This is a genomic window from Rhizobium sp. USDA 4016, from assembly GCF_056279705.1.
Genome location: NZ_JBWCCY010000004.1, coordinates 1,564,663 through 1,579,111, shown reverse-complemented (window position 1 = coordinate 1,579,111; position 14,449 = coordinate 1,564,663). Strand labels below are relative to the sequence as shown.

Annotated in this window: 16 protein-coding genes and 1 riboswitch; of the genes, 5 read left to right on the top strand and 11 right to left on the bottom strand. The window is 60.7% G+C overall.

What is annotated here, in order from left to right:
• Positions 1–4: 4 nt before the first annotated feature.
• Positions 5–529: a bifunctional adenosylcobinamide kinase/adenosylcobinamide-phosphate guanylyltransferase gene (gene cobU / locus ACZ9DP_RS22910; protein ID WP_074070301.1), complete on the bottom strand. Its 525-nt coding sequence runs from the start codon at positions 527–529 to the stop codon at positions 5–7.
• Positions 530–832: 303 nt separating this feature from the next.
• A riboswitch (cobalamin riboswitch) is annotated at positions 833–1,227 on the bottom strand.
• A 164-nt stretch (positions 1,228–1,391) separates the two neighbouring features.
• Here cobU and ACZ9DP_RS22905 point away from each other — a divergent pair.
• Complete coding sequence (locus tag ACZ9DP_RS22905; protein WP_074068649.1) at positions 1,392–3,182, top strand: chloride channel protein; 1,791 nt, start codon at positions 1,392–1,394, stop codon at positions 3,180–3,182.
• Here ACZ9DP_RS22905 and ACZ9DP_RS22900 read toward each other — a convergent pair.
• The gene (locus ACZ9DP_RS22900) at positions 3,179–4,633 is read right to left on the bottom strand and encodes a cobyric acid synthase (RefSeq protein ID WP_476203669.1); all 1,455 of its coding nucleotides are present in this window, start codon (positions 4,631–4,633) and stop codon (positions 3,179–3,181) included. The genes ACZ9DP_RS22905 and ACZ9DP_RS22900 overlap by 4 nt on opposite strands.
• 591 nt (positions 4,634–5,224) lie before the next feature.
• Between ACZ9DP_RS22900 and ACZ9DP_RS22895 the strand changes: the two genes are divergently transcribed.
• Both ACZ9DP_RS22895 and ACZ9DP_RS22890 read left to right on the top strand, forming a co-directional pair.
• A complete protein-coding gene (locus ACZ9DP_RS22895; RefSeq protein ID WP_074068653.1) occupies positions 5,225–6,220 on the top strand; it encodes a glycine betaine ABC transporter substrate-binding protein in 996 nt (331 codons plus the stop codon).
• Positions 6,221–6,316: 96 nt separating this feature from the next.
• Entirely contained in the window at positions 6,317–6,667 is a 351-nt protein-coding gene (locus ACZ9DP_RS22890; protein ID WP_476203667.1) for a hypothetical protein, read from the top strand.
• Between the two features lie 6 nt (positions 6,668–6,673).
• Here ACZ9DP_RS22890 and ACZ9DP_RS22885 read toward each other — a convergent pair whose 3' ends face one another.
• Together ACZ9DP_RS22885 and ACZ9DP_RS22880 are read right to left on the bottom strand one after the other, a co-directional pair.
• Positions 6,674–6,829, bottom strand: a complete 156-nt coding sequence (locus tag ACZ9DP_RS22885) for an entericidin domain-containing protein (RefSeq protein ID WP_039845170.1) — start codon at positions 6,827–6,829, stop codon at positions 6,674–6,676.
• A 103-nt stretch (positions 6,830–6,932) separates the two neighbouring features.
• Entirely contained in the window at positions 6,933–7,874 is a 942-nt protein-coding gene (locus tag ACZ9DP_RS22880) for a LysR family transcriptional regulator (protein WP_194729920.1), read from the bottom strand.
• Positions 7,875–7,942: 68 nt separating this feature from the next.
• On the opposite strand from ACZ9DP_RS22880, the gene ACZ9DP_RS22875 reads away from it, so the two are divergent.
• On the top strand, positions 7,943–8,215 hold the full coding sequence (locus ACZ9DP_RS22875; protein WP_476203666.1) for a hypothetical protein: 273 nt from the start codon (positions 7,943–7,945) through the stop codon (positions 8,213–8,215).
• Between the two features lie 43 nt (positions 8,216–8,258).
• On the opposite strand, the gene ACZ9DP_RS22870 is transcribed toward ACZ9DP_RS22875, so the two are convergent.
• Entirely contained in the window at positions 8,259–9,068 is an 810-nt protein-coding gene (locus ACZ9DP_RS22870; RefSeq protein ID WP_476203665.1) for a sulfite exporter TauE/SafE family protein, read from the bottom strand.
• A gap of 73 nt (positions 9,069–9,141) precedes the next feature.
• Positions 9,142–10,044 carry a universal stress protein gene (locus ACZ9DP_RS22865; protein WP_476203664.1) on the bottom strand — a complete coding sequence of 301 codons (903 nt, stop codon included), beginning with the start codon at positions 10,042–10,044 and terminating at the stop codon, positions 9,142–9,144.
• 357 nt (positions 10,045–10,401) lie between these two features.
• Between ACZ9DP_RS22865 and ACZ9DP_RS22860 the strand changes: the two genes are divergently transcribed.
• Positions 10,402–10,845: a hypothetical protein gene (locus tag ACZ9DP_RS22860; protein ID WP_194729924.1), complete on the top strand. Its 444-nt coding sequence runs from the start codon at positions 10,402–10,404 to the stop codon at positions 10,843–10,845.
• A gap of 37 nt (positions 10,846–10,882) precedes the next feature.
• Here ACZ9DP_RS22860 and ACZ9DP_RS22855 read toward each other — a convergent pair whose 3' ends face one another.
• The 5 genes from ACZ9DP_RS22855 to pstB form a co-directional block, all read right to left on the bottom strand.
• The gene (locus ACZ9DP_RS22855) at positions 10,883–11,071 is read right to left on the bottom strand and encodes a hypothetical protein (RefSeq protein WP_074068664.1); all 189 of its coding nucleotides are present in this window, start codon (positions 11,069–11,071) and stop codon (positions 10,883–10,885) included.
• A gap of 387 nt (positions 11,072–11,458) precedes the next feature.
• Positions 11,459–12,145: a winged helix-turn-helix domain-containing protein gene (locus ACZ9DP_RS22850; RefSeq protein ID WP_074068666.1), complete on the bottom strand. Its 687-nt coding sequence runs from the start codon at positions 12,143–12,145 to the stop codon at positions 11,459–11,461.
• 17 nt (positions 12,146–12,162) lie between these two features.
• Positions 12,163–12,846 carry a phosphate regulon transcriptional regulator PhoB gene (gene phoB / locus ACZ9DP_RS22845; protein WP_022714998.1) on the bottom strand — a complete coding sequence of 228 codons (684 nt, stop codon included), beginning with the start codon at positions 12,844–12,846 and terminating at the stop codon, positions 12,163–12,165.
• Positions 12,847–12,880: 34 nt separating this feature from the next.
• Entirely contained in the window at positions 12,881–13,594 is a 714-nt protein-coding gene (phoU, locus tag ACZ9DP_RS22840) for a phosphate signaling complex protein PhoU (RefSeq protein ID WP_074068669.1), read from the bottom strand.
• A 34-nt stretch (positions 13,595–13,628) separates the two neighbouring features.
• Positions 13,629–14,444 (bottom strand): phosphate ABC transporter ATP-binding protein PstB, encoded by an 816-nt coding sequence (gene pstB, locus ACZ9DP_RS22835; RefSeq protein WP_074068671.1) that lies wholly within the window; start codon positions 14,442–14,444, stop codon positions 13,629–13,631.
• Between the last annotated feature and the right edge of the window lie 5 nt (positions 14,445–14,449).

Here is a 14,449-nt window from a genome sequence, read left to right as displayed (position 1 = left end):
AGGTTCAACCCTTCATTTTCAGCGGCAAACCGGCCGCGATGAAATACACTTCCGCGGCTTCCGCCGCTATCATCTGGTGCAGCCGTCCGGCATGGTCACGGAAATCCCGGGCCATGCGGTTCTCCGGCACGATGCCGAGGCCGACTTCATTGGAAACGATGACGAGCCGCGCTCTTGCCTTCGGCAACCAAGCGGCAAGTGCTGCGAATTCCGCTGCCATGTCGCGCTCCTCCATGATCAGATTGGTGACCCAGAGCGTCAGACAATCGACGAGGATCGCCCGGCCCTCGCGGTCGATAATGGAAAGACGGGGGACGAGCTCCAGCGGCTCCTCGTGCGTCGTCCAGAGTGGGCCGCGATCGGTTTTGTGGCTCTCGATCCGCTGACGCATCTCCTCGTCCCAGGCCCGGCCCGTCGCGACGTAGTGGCGCTCAAGCCCGCTATCGGCAATCAGTTGCTCAGCAAAACGGGATTTGCCGGAACGCGCGCCGCCGAGGACGAAGGCGGTGCCGCATGTGGGATGAGTCATCTGGAGGCCTGCGGCGTAAGAAACGGCGCTGCCGAGGTATGGCGCAGCCAACCCTCATTCCTGTGCTTGTCACAGGAATCCTTGGGCGCGGAAGACCCCCTCGAGATGGCTGTTTCATTCACGGCGCGGACGCGCCGTGGCGGGTTTCTTGTGACAATCCTCGGGTTAAACCCGAGGACAGGAATGCGGGAAGTCGAAAGTGCGGTGTCCCGCAAAGACGCCACAAAATGCGGCATGGAATTCCATCGTTCAGCCATGACAACCTCCGTGCTGGCAGCGGGGAACAATGCCCCAGAATGGGCTCTTCGCCCGGCACGCATGGCAGGTCTCCTGGCTCGCGGGTGTCGGCCGACCGGGGCGACCATCTAAGGTCGCCCCTGATCGCGCCAGTGGATCTTCCTCGCCTTCCCGGCTGCATTCTCGTGAAAAGGCGGACGATTCGTAGAAATAGAGGCGTCCTGCCCCGGCTGATCACAATGCATTTCCAGTGGCTTTTCCGGCGCCCCAGCCACTTCACCTGATCCGCAACATGCGAAAGGAGCCGTGAAATGGCCTGAACGCCGGACGGAAGACCCTGACCGCTCTACAGTCGCGGGGTCGGCTGTGATGGAGACGCCCGGCTTGGGTCCGTCCCTTCACATTCCCTTTTCATCCGGAACGGCATCTGCCGTCCCGGAACCATCCGTAAGTATATTCATCGTTAGGCAAGCCGCCTTCCGAAGTCAATTGCGGGCACCCAAATGAAACCGGCGGCGAACAGCTTCCAATTCGCGGTGCCTTTCGCGCCGGGCTTTCGCCACATTTCGGGAGCAAGCGCCCCTCTCGCCCTTGACGCTGTTGGCCGCCACCTAGTTCTTTGCATATGCTCACGAAATTGAATTTCCCGCGCCTCTACCGGCTCTACCGCCTGCTCGACGCCGGGCGGCTTCGTGCGCTTGCCCGCCGCAGTGAAATGGGCATGGTCTTCGCCGGGATCGCCGTCGGCGTGACGTCGGGCCTGGCTGTCACCGGCATGAGCCTCCTCTCGCGCGAGCTGCATCGCTTGATCTTCGGCATCAGCGACATCGAACGGCTGAGTTCATCGCAGACAAACGACAAATTCCTGCTTCTGATGGCGCCGGTCTGCGGCGGGATGCTGCTCGGCCTTCTGTTTTTCATTCTCGCGCGAACCCGCAAGAAGCCCATGGTCGATCCCATCGAAGCGAACGCTTTGCATGGCGGACGGCTGTCGCTGACGGATAGCATCATCGTCGCCGTGCAGAATCTGGTTTCGAACGGCTTCGGCGCCTCCGTCGGCCTCGAGGCGGGCTATGTCCAGCTCGCGGCGGGTATCGCCTCCAAGCTCGGACTGAAGCTGCAGCTCCGCCGTGCAGACCTGCGCGTCCTTGTCGGCTGCGGCGCCGCCGGTGCGATCGCCGCGGCCTTCAACGCACCACTGACAGGCGCCTTCTATGCATTCGAGCTCATCATCGGCACCTACACGATCGTGTCGCTGACGCCGGTCGTCGTTTCCGCGCTCGTCTCGACGCTCGTCGCGCGCCTGCTGGCGGGAAGCGATTTCATGATCGATGTCGGGGAGTTCGGCACGGTGGTTCCGGCTGATTATATCCCTGCCCTGTTGCTTGGCGCCTTCAGCGCCGGCGTCGGCATCCTGATCATGCAGGGCGTAGCCTTCATCGAGGAGCTGGCGCGCAAGAGTTCGGTTCCGACGCCGCTTCGCCCGGCGCTCGGCGGCATCGTCGTCGGCCTTCTGGCGATGATTACGCCGCAGGTGCTTTCGGCGGGCCATGGCGCGCTGCATCTGAACCTTGGCCGTGATGTTGCCGTCCCGGTCCTGGTCGGTCTTCTCCTGCTGAAATCCTTCGCATCGGCGATCTCCATCGGTTCCGGCTTCAGGGGCGGCCTCTTCTTCGCCTCACTCTTCATGGGCGCTCTGCTCGGCAAGCTTTTCGCCTATGCTGCCCCCTATTTCGCCCATGCGACGCTGACGCCCGTGATCTATGCCGTGGTCGGCATGAGTTCGCTCGCCGTTGCGGTCATCGGAGGGCCGCTGACGATGACGTTCCTGGCGCTCGAGATAACCGGGGACTTTCCGATCACCGCGCTGGTACTTGCGGCCGTCATCACCTCGTCGCTCGTCGTGCGCAACACGTTCGGCTACTCCTTCGCGACATGGCGTTTTCATCTTCGTGGCGAAAGCATCCGCAGCGCCCATGATGTCGGCTGGATCCGCAATCTGACGGTCGACAAGCTGATGCGCTCGGACGTGAAAACGGCGAAGGTCAGCATCACGATTGATGATTTCAAGAAGGCCTTCCCGATCGGATCGAGGCAGCGCGTCATCCTCGTCGACGACTCCGACAAATATGCCGGCATCGTGCTCGTTCCGGAAATCTACGCGAGCCCGGTTGCCACCGACGACGAGGGCAAGGATCTGAAGGATTTCATCCGCTACCGGAACGACTTCCTGCAGCCGCAGATGAACGCAAAGCAGGCGGCGGCGATCTTCGACAAGACGGAGAGCGAAGCACTCGCCGTGCTCAACAATCTGATCGAGCGCCGCGTCGTCGGCCAGCTCAGCGAAAGCTATACGCTGCGCCGCTATAGCGAAGAGCTCGACCGCAGGCGCCGCGAGGTCTCCGGCGAAATCTAGCCGAGAAGCCCGGCCAGCCAGCCTTTGTCGAGATGGGTTTCGAGTTCGTCCGCGACCTCGTCGAGCGCCTGGTCGACGCTTTGACGGTAGCTCCGCCGTTCGCCGGATAGGCCGAAGCTCTCGAGAAGCTTGCCGCGATAGGCATCGCTGCCGAAAAGGCCGTGCAGATAGGTGCCCATGATCCGGCCGCCAGCAGATACAGCGCCATCGGCCACACCGTCGATCACCGCTGATGGCCTGGCGCAGTCCGGCCCGGTCGTGACGCCCAAATGGATCTGGTAGCCGGCAAGCGGAACGCCGTGTTCGGCCGAGACCGCCAGGCTGTTCCGCACGGTCTTTTCCGGCGCCATTTCGGTCTCGACATCAAGCAATCCGAGACCCGGTGTCGCAGTGCTCGCCCCCTCGATGCCGAGCGGATCGCGAACCGTGCGCCCGAGCATCTGATACCCGCCGCAGATGCCTATGACGCGCCCGCCACGCCGGATGTGCGTCTCCAGATCGCGGTCCCAGCCGGCAGCGCGCAGATCACGGAGGTCGGCAATCGTCGATTTCGACCCGGGCAGGATCACCAGCGCTGCATCGCCCGGCAGCCGGTCTCCCGGCTTCACGAAGACGAGCTCGACATCGGGCTCGGCACGCAGAGGATCGAGATCGTCGAAATTGGCGATGCGCGGCAGAACCGGTACGGCGATCTTCAACGCACCGGAGGCGCCCCTGGCGAGGCGCTCCAGCACGACGGAGTCCTCCGCCGGCAAGCGGGCGGCGGCCTTCAGCCAGGGCACCACGCCGAAACACGGCCATCCGGTGAAGCGATTGATCGCTGCGTTGCCGTCATCGAAGAGCGAAACATCGCCGCGGAACTTGTTGATGATATAACCGGAAATCATCGCCCGGTCGTCATCCGAAAGGATCGCGTGCGTGCCGGCAAGAGAGGCGATCACGCCGCCACGATCGATATCGCCCACGAGCACGACTGGCACCTTGGCGCGGGTGGCAAAGCCCATATTGGCGATATCGCCGGGACGCAGGTTGATTTCGGCCGGCGAGCCCGCGCCCTCAACGATGACGAGATCGGCGCCTTCCGAGACGATCGCAAAACTCTGCAGGACATGTTCAAGAAGCAGCGGCTTTAACCTCTGGTAGTCACGGGCCTTCGCCTGCCCGAAGACCTTGCCCTGCACGATGATCTGGCTGCCGTTTTCGGATTGCGGCTTGAGGAGAACCGGGTTCATGTGTATCGACGAGGACGTGCGCGCCGCAAGCGACTGCAGCCACTGCGCCCGGCCGATCTCCCCGCCGTCATCGGCAACAGCCGCGTTGTTCGACATATTCTGCGGCTTGAAAGGCTTCACCTTGAGGCCGCGATTGGCCGCAAGCCGGCAAAGCCCGGCAACGAGCACCGTCTTGCCGACATCCGAGCCGGTTCCCTGCAACATGATCGCCTTGGTCATGCGATGAGGCCTACAACGCGGCACGATCCGCGGTCAATCGTCTGTCCGAAATGCGAAAACCGCGCGGGCTGGCGGGCGCGCGCGGTTTGCCGAAAACTCTGGCGTATTCGCCAATACACGGCGAAACTCGTATTCTCCGGGACGCACTACCTGATCCGGAGAAAGCGGCGGTTGTCCCCCGCCGTGGTTCAACTGATAGCGTGACATTCTTACCGGAGTGTTATTGCGGAACTCAGCAATGGTGGATTTTGACCTTTTTTGACATTTTACCGATTCTCGATCCGCATGCAGTTCATTGAGGTCAAGCTCGATGCAGACTTTCGCTCGTGGATCAGTGGGAATATTAGCTCATTCAAATCAGTCGTTTAGCTCAAAAAAATTCGGCCGCAAGCGGATTTCAATTGCCATGTCAAAGGCGTAGGCTGGGATGTAATCGGAATGTCCCAGGCCGGCGATCGCGATGCAAAAAAACGCATGGCACCTGAAATTGCGACGGCCAAACTGCTGCATGCATTCATTGAACGAACGCATTGGGCGGTTAGTATTACATCCAAAAGCTGCATGTCAGCATCAAAAATCGGGGAACGAGCGATGAAGATCATCCTGGCTTGGCTGTTTATTGCCGTATGTCTCGTCGCCGGCGGCCGCGCCGCGCAGGCTGATTGCGGTAATGTTTCGATCGCGGAGATGAGTTGGGCCTCGGCGGCGATTGCCGCCAATTTCGACAGCTTCATTCTCAAAAACGGCTATGGATGCAATGTCAGGACCGTGGCCGGCGATACCGTGCCCACTTTTGCTTCGATGGATCAGAAGGGCGAACCCGATATCGCACCGGAACTCTGGACCGCGTCCGTCAGGACTCAACTCGAGGCGGCAGTGAAGAGCGGGCGCCTGATCCAGGCCTCCGAGATTTTGTCGGATGGCGCAATCGAAGGCTGGTGGATCCCGAAATTCATCGCCGATGCAAATCCCGACATCCGCTCCGTACAGGATGCCCTGAAACGGCCAGACCTCTTCCCCGCGCCGAAAAATGCCGCCAAGGGCGCCGTCCACAATTGTCCGCCGGGCTGGAGCTGCCGGATTTCGACAGCCAATCTCTTCAGGGCCTTGAACGGCGAGAAGGCCGGTTTCGAGCTGATCGACAGCGAAAGCCCGCAAAGCCTGGACGATTCGATCGGCGCAGCCTTCGACGCCAAAGTTGGCTGGCTCGGCTATTACTGGGCACCAACGGCGATCCTCGGCAAATACGACATGACACGGCTCAGTATGGGTGTCAGCCACGATAAGGCGGAATGGCTGGCCTGCACCTCGGTCGAAGGCTGCGCGCGTCCGCAGCTTAACGCCTATCCCGTCTCCCAGGCCTTTACCGTCGTCACCAAGGCCTTTGCCGACCGTGCCGGTCCGGAACTCGCCTACTTGCGCTCCCGCACCTGGGACAACAACACCATAAACGACATTCTAGCGTGGCAGGACGAAAACCGGGAAAGCAGCGAGAACGCCGCGCTCTATTTTCTGCGCAACTACCCCGAACTCTGGACACGGTGGATGCCGGCTGACGTCGCGGAAAAGGTGAAGGCCGCTCTTTGAGCAATTCCAGCCTCGCGTAGGCTATCGCTCCTAGGCTGACGGCATATTCTAGTCAAACGACTGCCGGGCCAATGGCAGCAACGCAATGGATGACCGATGACGCCAGCCGCTTCCTTTCCCGATCGCGACACTGTTGCCAGCAAATTTGCAGGCGCTTCCGAAGCGGACAGGTCGTATCTTGCGCTGCTCATGGAAAATGCAGCGCAGGACGACAGCCTGATCGACGGCTTGCATCGGTATCTGGATGTGGCCGCGGCTGCGCCCTTTCTCAATTCACTGAAACTTGAAAATACCGGAATGTGGGTTGGTGAAGCCGCGCCGGCGCGGCTTCAGATCCGTTTGACCGAAGCGGCGAAATCAAGCCAGCATCCGGCCTATCTTGCTTTCCGCACTGGCCTCAACCGATCGGGCGGCCTCGAACGCGCCTATCCTGCCGCAACGGTCTGAAAAGATTTAGCGGCGTGCGGCGCGGTTGACCGAATGGCCGGCATCCTGCGTCGCGTTGACGGCGTTTGCCGTATCACGGCCCACGCCACGGATGGTATTGCCGCAGGAAGAAAGCGCCAGAAGCAGCATCAGCGCTGCGCCGATTTTGACCGTTATCGTCATTTTGGAAATCCTCTTTTGCAAACTAGAAATCGCGCGGCCGAGGCAACATGCTGCTCTCGCCGTTCAACGCGCCGAAATCCATTAAAGTTCCTCGCCGTCCGGATCAAGCGGCGGCGGCCTTTGCCTTTTCCGCGAAAGCAAAGCGGATGCTGTCGGCGACCGCCTCCATAGGCCCCGAGAGCTGGGAGGCCGTCAGCAGCCGGATGTCGAACGAGCCGAGTTCAGGCAGGCCTTCTTGCGCACCGAGCATCACCATGCCGTCGGCCACATAGGAGCGCGGCAGCGGCGCGATCGCAAGATCGGAAAGCACGGCGGCGCGCTGCGCCATCGTATGGCCGCTGAGATAGGCGACGCGGTAAGGCCGCTTGTTACGCTCAAGCTGCGCCAGTGCCTCCTGGCGCCAGATGCAGCCATCCTCCCAGATCGAGATCGGCAGGGGATCGCGCCTGTGGGCAGTACCGCATTTGGCGCCTGCCCAGACAAGGCGTTCACGAAACACGATCTCCCCGCCGGTCGGAAACGGCCGCGTGGCGCAATTGATCAGCGCCAGATCCAGCCTCTGCTCTTCCATGCGCTTCTTGAGGCCGATGCTCATGTCGATCGTCACGTCGACCATGATGCCCGGATAGCTCTCCGCGAAGCTCTTCAGGATACTTGGCAGCAGCCGCTCGCCGATATCCTCCGGCGCGCCGAGCCGCACGACGCCGCTGAGTTCCGGCATGATGAAGCGCGAGACCGCCTCGTTGGAGAGCGCCAAGATATTGCGAGCGTAAGTCAGCAAGAGCTCACCGTGCTGCGTCAGCGTCACCGAACGCGCATCACGCAAAAAGAGCGTCGCGCCGAGCTGTTCCTCGAGCTTCTTGATCTGCATGGAAACCGCCGACGGCGTGCGGAACACAGCCTCGGCTGCAGTCGAAAAATTACCCGTTTCCGCAATGGCGACAAAGGTTCTCAGAACATCATTGTCGAGCAACGGGATCGGGCGGCGAAAGGGCATAGTCATCGTCGCATCTTTCAATTTTTCTGATATTAAACACCATATCATTTCGTTTGTTTGAAAGTCAACGCAAAGCTATTTTAGCAACATGGCTCGATAAAACAAAGGAGGCCATAATGACCGAGGCTGCACACAGCATTCTGGACATCTTCTTTGCGTTCAGGGCAAGGCAACTGCAGCGCACCACCTGGGAGAACACTATGCGGCAGATGACCGCGCTGCCCAGCCACCTGATCGCTGATGTCGACCCATATGCGCTCAACAATACCCGAGAAGGAGGCACGCAACCTTCTCCTCACCAGAGTTCTGCACGTTTGGCGATACAGACACTGCATGAAATGCGGTTCACGCCCGGCTCGTCCGCCGCCAGCTATCGTCGCAACGTGTAGCTGGCTCCTAGGTGTGCAAGTCGGGGGTGTGCCCTCACTTGAACTATTGATGCCGCCAGACTTTCAACGCCGAAATCAGGAGGATCACGGCAAGCGTAGGCAATAGGAACACACTCGGTACAATGCTGAGAAGTAACCCGCCGATGAAGGTTCCGACAGTCGATCCCGCCGCCATCACGAGCAAAAATGCCTTGTTGCGACGGATAACCGAAAAGCTCTGATCCCGGCTGTAGCGGGTGAAGCCGACAAGCATCGTCGGCAGGCTCACCGCGAGCGAGAGGCTTCCGGCCAGCTTGATATCGGCGCCGAACAGTAGCACCAAAGTCGGTATCAGCAATTCCCCGCCTGCCACGCCGAGCAGCGAGGCTACCACGCCGATGACGAAGCCTGCGATCACGCCCGCGATCAGCTGGAACGGCCCAGTCAGAACCGGCTGACCTGCACGAGCGTCATGGCCGAGGACCAGCACCGCCGCGATAACAACGAGCAGGACGGCAATAACCTTGTAGAGCGTTTCCGATTTCAGGCGCGTTGCCCATCCGGCCCCACACCATGCACCAAGCAGGCTTCCGGCGAGCAGGTTGGCGGCGATAGGCCAGTTTTCGGCGATAACGGCGAAAGGCACCGTTCCGGCACGGAGCGGCAGGGCCGTCGCGACCACGACGAGGCTCATGGCTTTGTTAAGAATGACGGCTTCCAGGGCCGCGAAATTGAAGCGGCCAATCAGCAACGGCAAACGAAATTCCGCGCCGCCGAGGCCGATCAGCCCACCGAGCGCGCCAATAATTGCGCCTCCCGCGAATGCCATGGGTAAGTTGCGCGATTGAGATGCGGCCGCCGTTTCGTGTGTCATCGATATAGCCAGATGGAAGTACCGACTTTGTAGCGGCTTTTCTTGGCGCAGGCGAGATCAAGCGTCGCCGCCGCTAATGCTTCATCATCACTGGATGTGGCGAATGCGACAGCAGGTAGTGAGTGACACGGCCGAGCAGCAGCTCCAGGAAATAGCCATGCTTGAAAGCGCCAATCAAAAGGCACGTCGCATTCACCGACTTGGCGAAATCGAGGATCGCCTCTCCGACGGACCGGCTTCCCGAGCTGATTGCAACGACGTCGCCGTCAAGCCCCAGCTGATCTAGCAATTCCCTTGCTGTTGACTGGTAGCTTCCGTCCGGTTTGTCGTTGACGCATAGAACCGTCAAGCGATCGGCCGCAGCCAGCCAGCGCCTGGCGGCGGCGACGGCACCCTGCGCATGATCATGCGGTTTCCAGCCGATCACCACATGCCCCAGCAGATTGCCGGCATAGGCATCGGCAGATGGTGCCAATACCAGCTTGTGCTCATTGAAAAGGAGATCGTGAAAAGCGTCGCGGGCATCCATGTTGCCATGGCATGGGGCGACGACGAGCGCCGTCTCATGGGCTTCGGCGGTCACGCAGCGATTGAGATCGCCGCGGCAGTCATCGAGAAGGAGCCGTTCTCGGCTGGGCTTGCCCTGCTTCCAATCCTCGAAGGCGCGGGCGACCCGCTCGAACCGCTCTTGCGGCGAGCCTTCGGCCAGGTCGCGCAGCATCTGCAGATCGATCTCCTCGGGCGCGGCGATCATCCGTTCCGGATCCGCACCGACATGGGCCACGGCCATGGTGCCGTGGATGGCGCGGGCGGCGTCTTCTGCGATATCCAGGCAAGGCTGCGCAGTTGCCGGATCGGGCAGCAGAGCGAGAACGTCGGCATGGACGGTCACTTCCCGCACATGGCCGGCGAAGATGACACCGGCTTCTGCCGGGGGCGGTTTCCGCGGGGTGTCGTTTACGGTCGCATTGCTCATACCGGGCCTCCTTTCGCGAGTGCTCCCACCTCGCTCCCGGTCCATCACGTTTGAAAGTTTACTCCTGTGTCCCATGGCTAGCAAACGCTGCACACTTGTTAGCACGCAATCACTCGTTGCCATGGAAGTGACGGTAGGAACTATTCCATGCACTTCATGACAACCCTAGCGTCATTGGCCCCCACGGGCCGAAATGAAATGGAGAATCTACGCGAATGCGCCTCCCTGCCCCGCGGCGGCCATCCCGCCGCGGAGCAAATGATCGTGGCGAAGCCGCGCCGCTTTCGCACCACTTGCGGCATCCTTTTGAACAATCAGGCAGTTTCCGCGTTCATTTGAAGGGCAAAGGAGCTCTTGATGTCATACGGATCGCTGAGTGCTTTTGGTGACACCTGGTGCCGGTACAGCCCGGACACCGAGACCCTCGAGGCCGCTCATGACCTGGTGGACCAATACCTCGTGTTCGCCGAGGAAGCGCAAGTGGGAAATGACATCATCGACGAGATCGAGCTGCCCGTCCCGAAGCCTGTCCTGATCAAGTCGTTTGGCCTCGTCATCGCTGCCGAGCACCGTCCGCAGATAAGAACTCTGCTGATCAAGGCCGCCATGACGCTTGCCCAGTACCGCGACGACGTCGGACCACGGATGCGGTTAAAGCCTACGACACCGCACGGCAGGCCGCGGGCGGCCCGATCGCGGGAATTCGAGCGCCGTCTCGAAAAGAAGCTTGTGGCGGTCGCTGCAGAACGGATCAACCTCGGCGCGTTCTATCGCCGCGCCTTTATCGAGGCCATGCATTGACGCCAGGTGCGGTCGCACCTTGCCTTGCCCGCGACGTTCAGATCGCCGCCTGCATCAGGTAGAGGGATCGTTCCGGAGGAAGCTGTGCAACCATTTTCATCATGATCTTGGGATCGACATGGGGAACGGATCGCAGTTGGCCGTCCCGGTAGATGATCGTCAAGACGCGCGTCTCTTCGTCATAATCGAGTTCAGCGATCGTTTTCGTGTACACCAGGAACCGCATGCCGTTTACACCTCGCTGGTCAATGGAACATCACCAAGGTGATGGTGCCGACCATGACCCACCCGGAAACGATAATCAGGGACATTCTCAACAACGCCGTCTTGATCGTCATGGAATACTCCAAATCGCTTCAACCAAACTAGCTGTACTTTGGGACGAGTGTGGCCTATCGGGCCGAACCCTCATCCCAGCGGGATTATATGTCTGACGCCCTTAGGCGAGTATGGGAGCCGAAGGCGGACTGGAATCACCTCCAGCGCGACTAAGCACACCCTAATATAGGCAGTCGCGTGAAATCGACGTGACACACGTATTGCGCGAACAGCTGTATCGCGCGTCTCAATCTGTGCGCACAGCGACGGGGATAGGATAGGAACCTGATCCGGATCAGAAGTCGCCGAGTGCGTAGCCGGCGCCACGCACCGTCCGGATCACCTTATCGGCCTTGCCGAAACTGATGCCCTTCCGGAGACGCCCGATGTGTACGTCGACAGCGCGCTCATCGACACTGGCATCGTTACCCCACAGCGATGCCCTCAATTCCGATCGGGAGTGGACGCGGCCGGGGGACTTCATCAGAAACTCGAGCAGCCTGAACTCGGTGGGGCCGAGCTTGACTTCCTTCTTCTGCCTGTGAACCCGGCGGGCGTTCTTATCGAGCGTCAGATCCCCGACCTTCAGTGTGCTCTCCAGCAGCGCTGGATTGAGACGCCGCAGGAGGTTCCGCAAGCGGATGAGGAGTTCCACGGGGGAGACTGCCTTTATGAGGCAGTCGTCGGCTCCGGCGGAGAGAACGGCCAACCGGTCCTGCTCGAGGGCCGAGTCCAGCAGCACCACGATCGGAAGGCGGGCGGTCGCTCCAGTTGTCCGGAACTGGCGGCATGTCGAGATTGCCATCGAGCCAGGAGCCGGCGCACCGAATATCACCGCATCAGGCAGCCGCAACGCAACGAGCTCGACCAGCGACGCATGCGGGTGAAGACAGTTCACCGAATACCCTTCTGTCTCCAGAGCATGCTTCAGTGTCGCGAGCAGATCTTCGTCCTGCTCAACAACAAGTACCCGCACCGACATCTTCTCCAGCCTCCCTGCTATGCTTCCATCGAATATCCTGCGCCGCGGACGGTGCGGATGACGTCCTGCATGTTGGAGAAGTTCAGCGCCTTGCGCAGTCGACCGACATGAACGTCCACGGTGCGCTCGTCGACATAAATGTCGTGGCCCCAGACACCGTCCAGAAGCTGCGAACGCGAGAAGACGCGGCCGGGCGACGACATCAGGAATTCCAGTAGACGGAATTCGGTCGGGCCGAGACGGACTTCGCGGCTCTTGCGGTGAACACGATGCGTTTCGCGGTCGAGTTCGATATCGCCGCATTTCAGCACCGTGGAGAGCACCTCGGGCTTGGCGCGGCGCAGCATCGCCTTGACGCGGGCAACGAGTTCGGGCGTGGAGAACGGCTTGACCACGTAGTCGTCGGCGCCGGTGGAAAGGCCGCGCACACGCTCGCTTTCCTCGCCGCGCGCCGTCAGCATGATGATCGGCAGACGCTCCGTTTCCGGGCGCATGCGCAGGCGGCGGCAAAGCTCTATGCCCGACACGCCCGGCAGCATCCAATCGAGGATCAGAATATCCGGCGTGCGCTCCTGAAGCCTGATTTCGGCCTCGTCGCCGCGCAGAATGGTGTCGACCTCGAAACCTTCGGCCTCAAGGTTATAGCGAAGAAGCACGCTCAGTGCCTCTTCGTCTTCAACGACTGCAACTCTCGGGATCATTCGGTTCTGTCTCCTGAGGGCCGGTTCGGAATTGTCATTCCGTGACCGCGCCGACGGTGTTGGCAGTATCGTCCTTCGGACGTTCGCCTTCCGGCTGTGCGCCGGTCGCCATGTAATAGATCGTTTCGGCAATGTTAGTGGCGTGATCGCCGATGCGCTCGATGTTCTTCGCACAGAAGAGAAGATGCGTGCAGCTGGTGATGTTGCGCGGATCTTCCATCATGTAGGTCAACAGCTCGCGGAACAGCGAGGTGTACATCGCGTCGATTTCCTCGTCGCGCTCGCGGATCGACTTCGCCTTGTCGGCTGAACGCGAGGCATAGACGTCGAGTACTTCCTTGAGCTGGACCAGCGCCAGTTCGGAAAGATGCTCGAGACCGCGGGCGAGCTTGCGCGGAACGCCGGTGCTCTGCACGGCGATGACACGCTTGGCGGTGTTCTTGCCGAGATCGCCGACGCGCTCGAGATCGGCCGCGATGCGGATCGAGCCCATGATCTCGCGAAGGTCCGAGGCCACCGGCTGGCGGCGGGCAATCGTGACGATCGCCTTGTCGCCGATCTCGCGCTCGGCGTGATCCATGACGACATCGTCGGAGATGACCTTCTGGGCCAAGCCAGCGTCACCGTTAACTAGCGCGCGGACGGCGTCCGACACCATCTGCTCGGCAAGCCCGCCCATTTCCGAGATGCGGCGGGACAAATACTTCAGATCCTCGTCATAGGCAGAAAAGATATGGGTCGATGCCATTGGGATTGTCCTTGAATAGCCTGAACGCCGCAGCTCAGCCGAAGCGGCCCATGATGTAATCCTGGGTGCGCGGGTCGTCCGGATTGGTGAACATCTTGTCGGTGTCATTCTCCTCGACGAGATTGCCGAGGTGGAACATGGCGGTGCGCTGCGAAACGCGGGCTGCCTGCTGCATCGAGTGCGTCACGATGACAATACTGTAGTTCTCGCGAAGCTCGTGGATCAACTCCTCGACCTTGGCGGTCGCGATCGGATCGAGCGCCGAGCACGGTTCGTCCATCAGGATGACTTCCGGGCTGACGGCAACGGCGCGCGCGATGCACAAGCGCTGCTGCTGGCCGCCCGACAGACCGGTGCCGGATTCCTGCAGGCGGTCCTTGACTTCGTTCCAGAGGCCGGCCTTATGGAGGCTGCTTTCGACGATCTGATCAAGGTCGGCCTTCGACCTCGCAATTCCATGGATGCGCGGTCCGTAAGAAACGTTCTCGTAGATAGACTTCGGGAACGGGTTCGGCTTCTGGAAGACCATGCCGACGCGGGCGCGGAGTTCCACGACGTCGATGTCCGGATCGTAGATATCCGCGTCGTCCAGCTTGATTTCGCCCGTGACGCGGCAATTGTCGATCGTGTCGTTCATGCGGTTCAAGCAACGCAGGAACGTGGACTTGCCGCAGCCCGATGGGCCGATGAGGGCGGTAACAGTGTTTTCGCGGACGTTCAGGTTCACGTCGAAAAGCGCACGCTTCTCGCCGTAGTAGACAGACACCGTCTTGCCGACCATCTTATAGGCGCTCGTATTCAGTTTCTGCTCCAGAGCCTTCTCAACTGCTGTTTCAGTCAACATGTTCATAATCC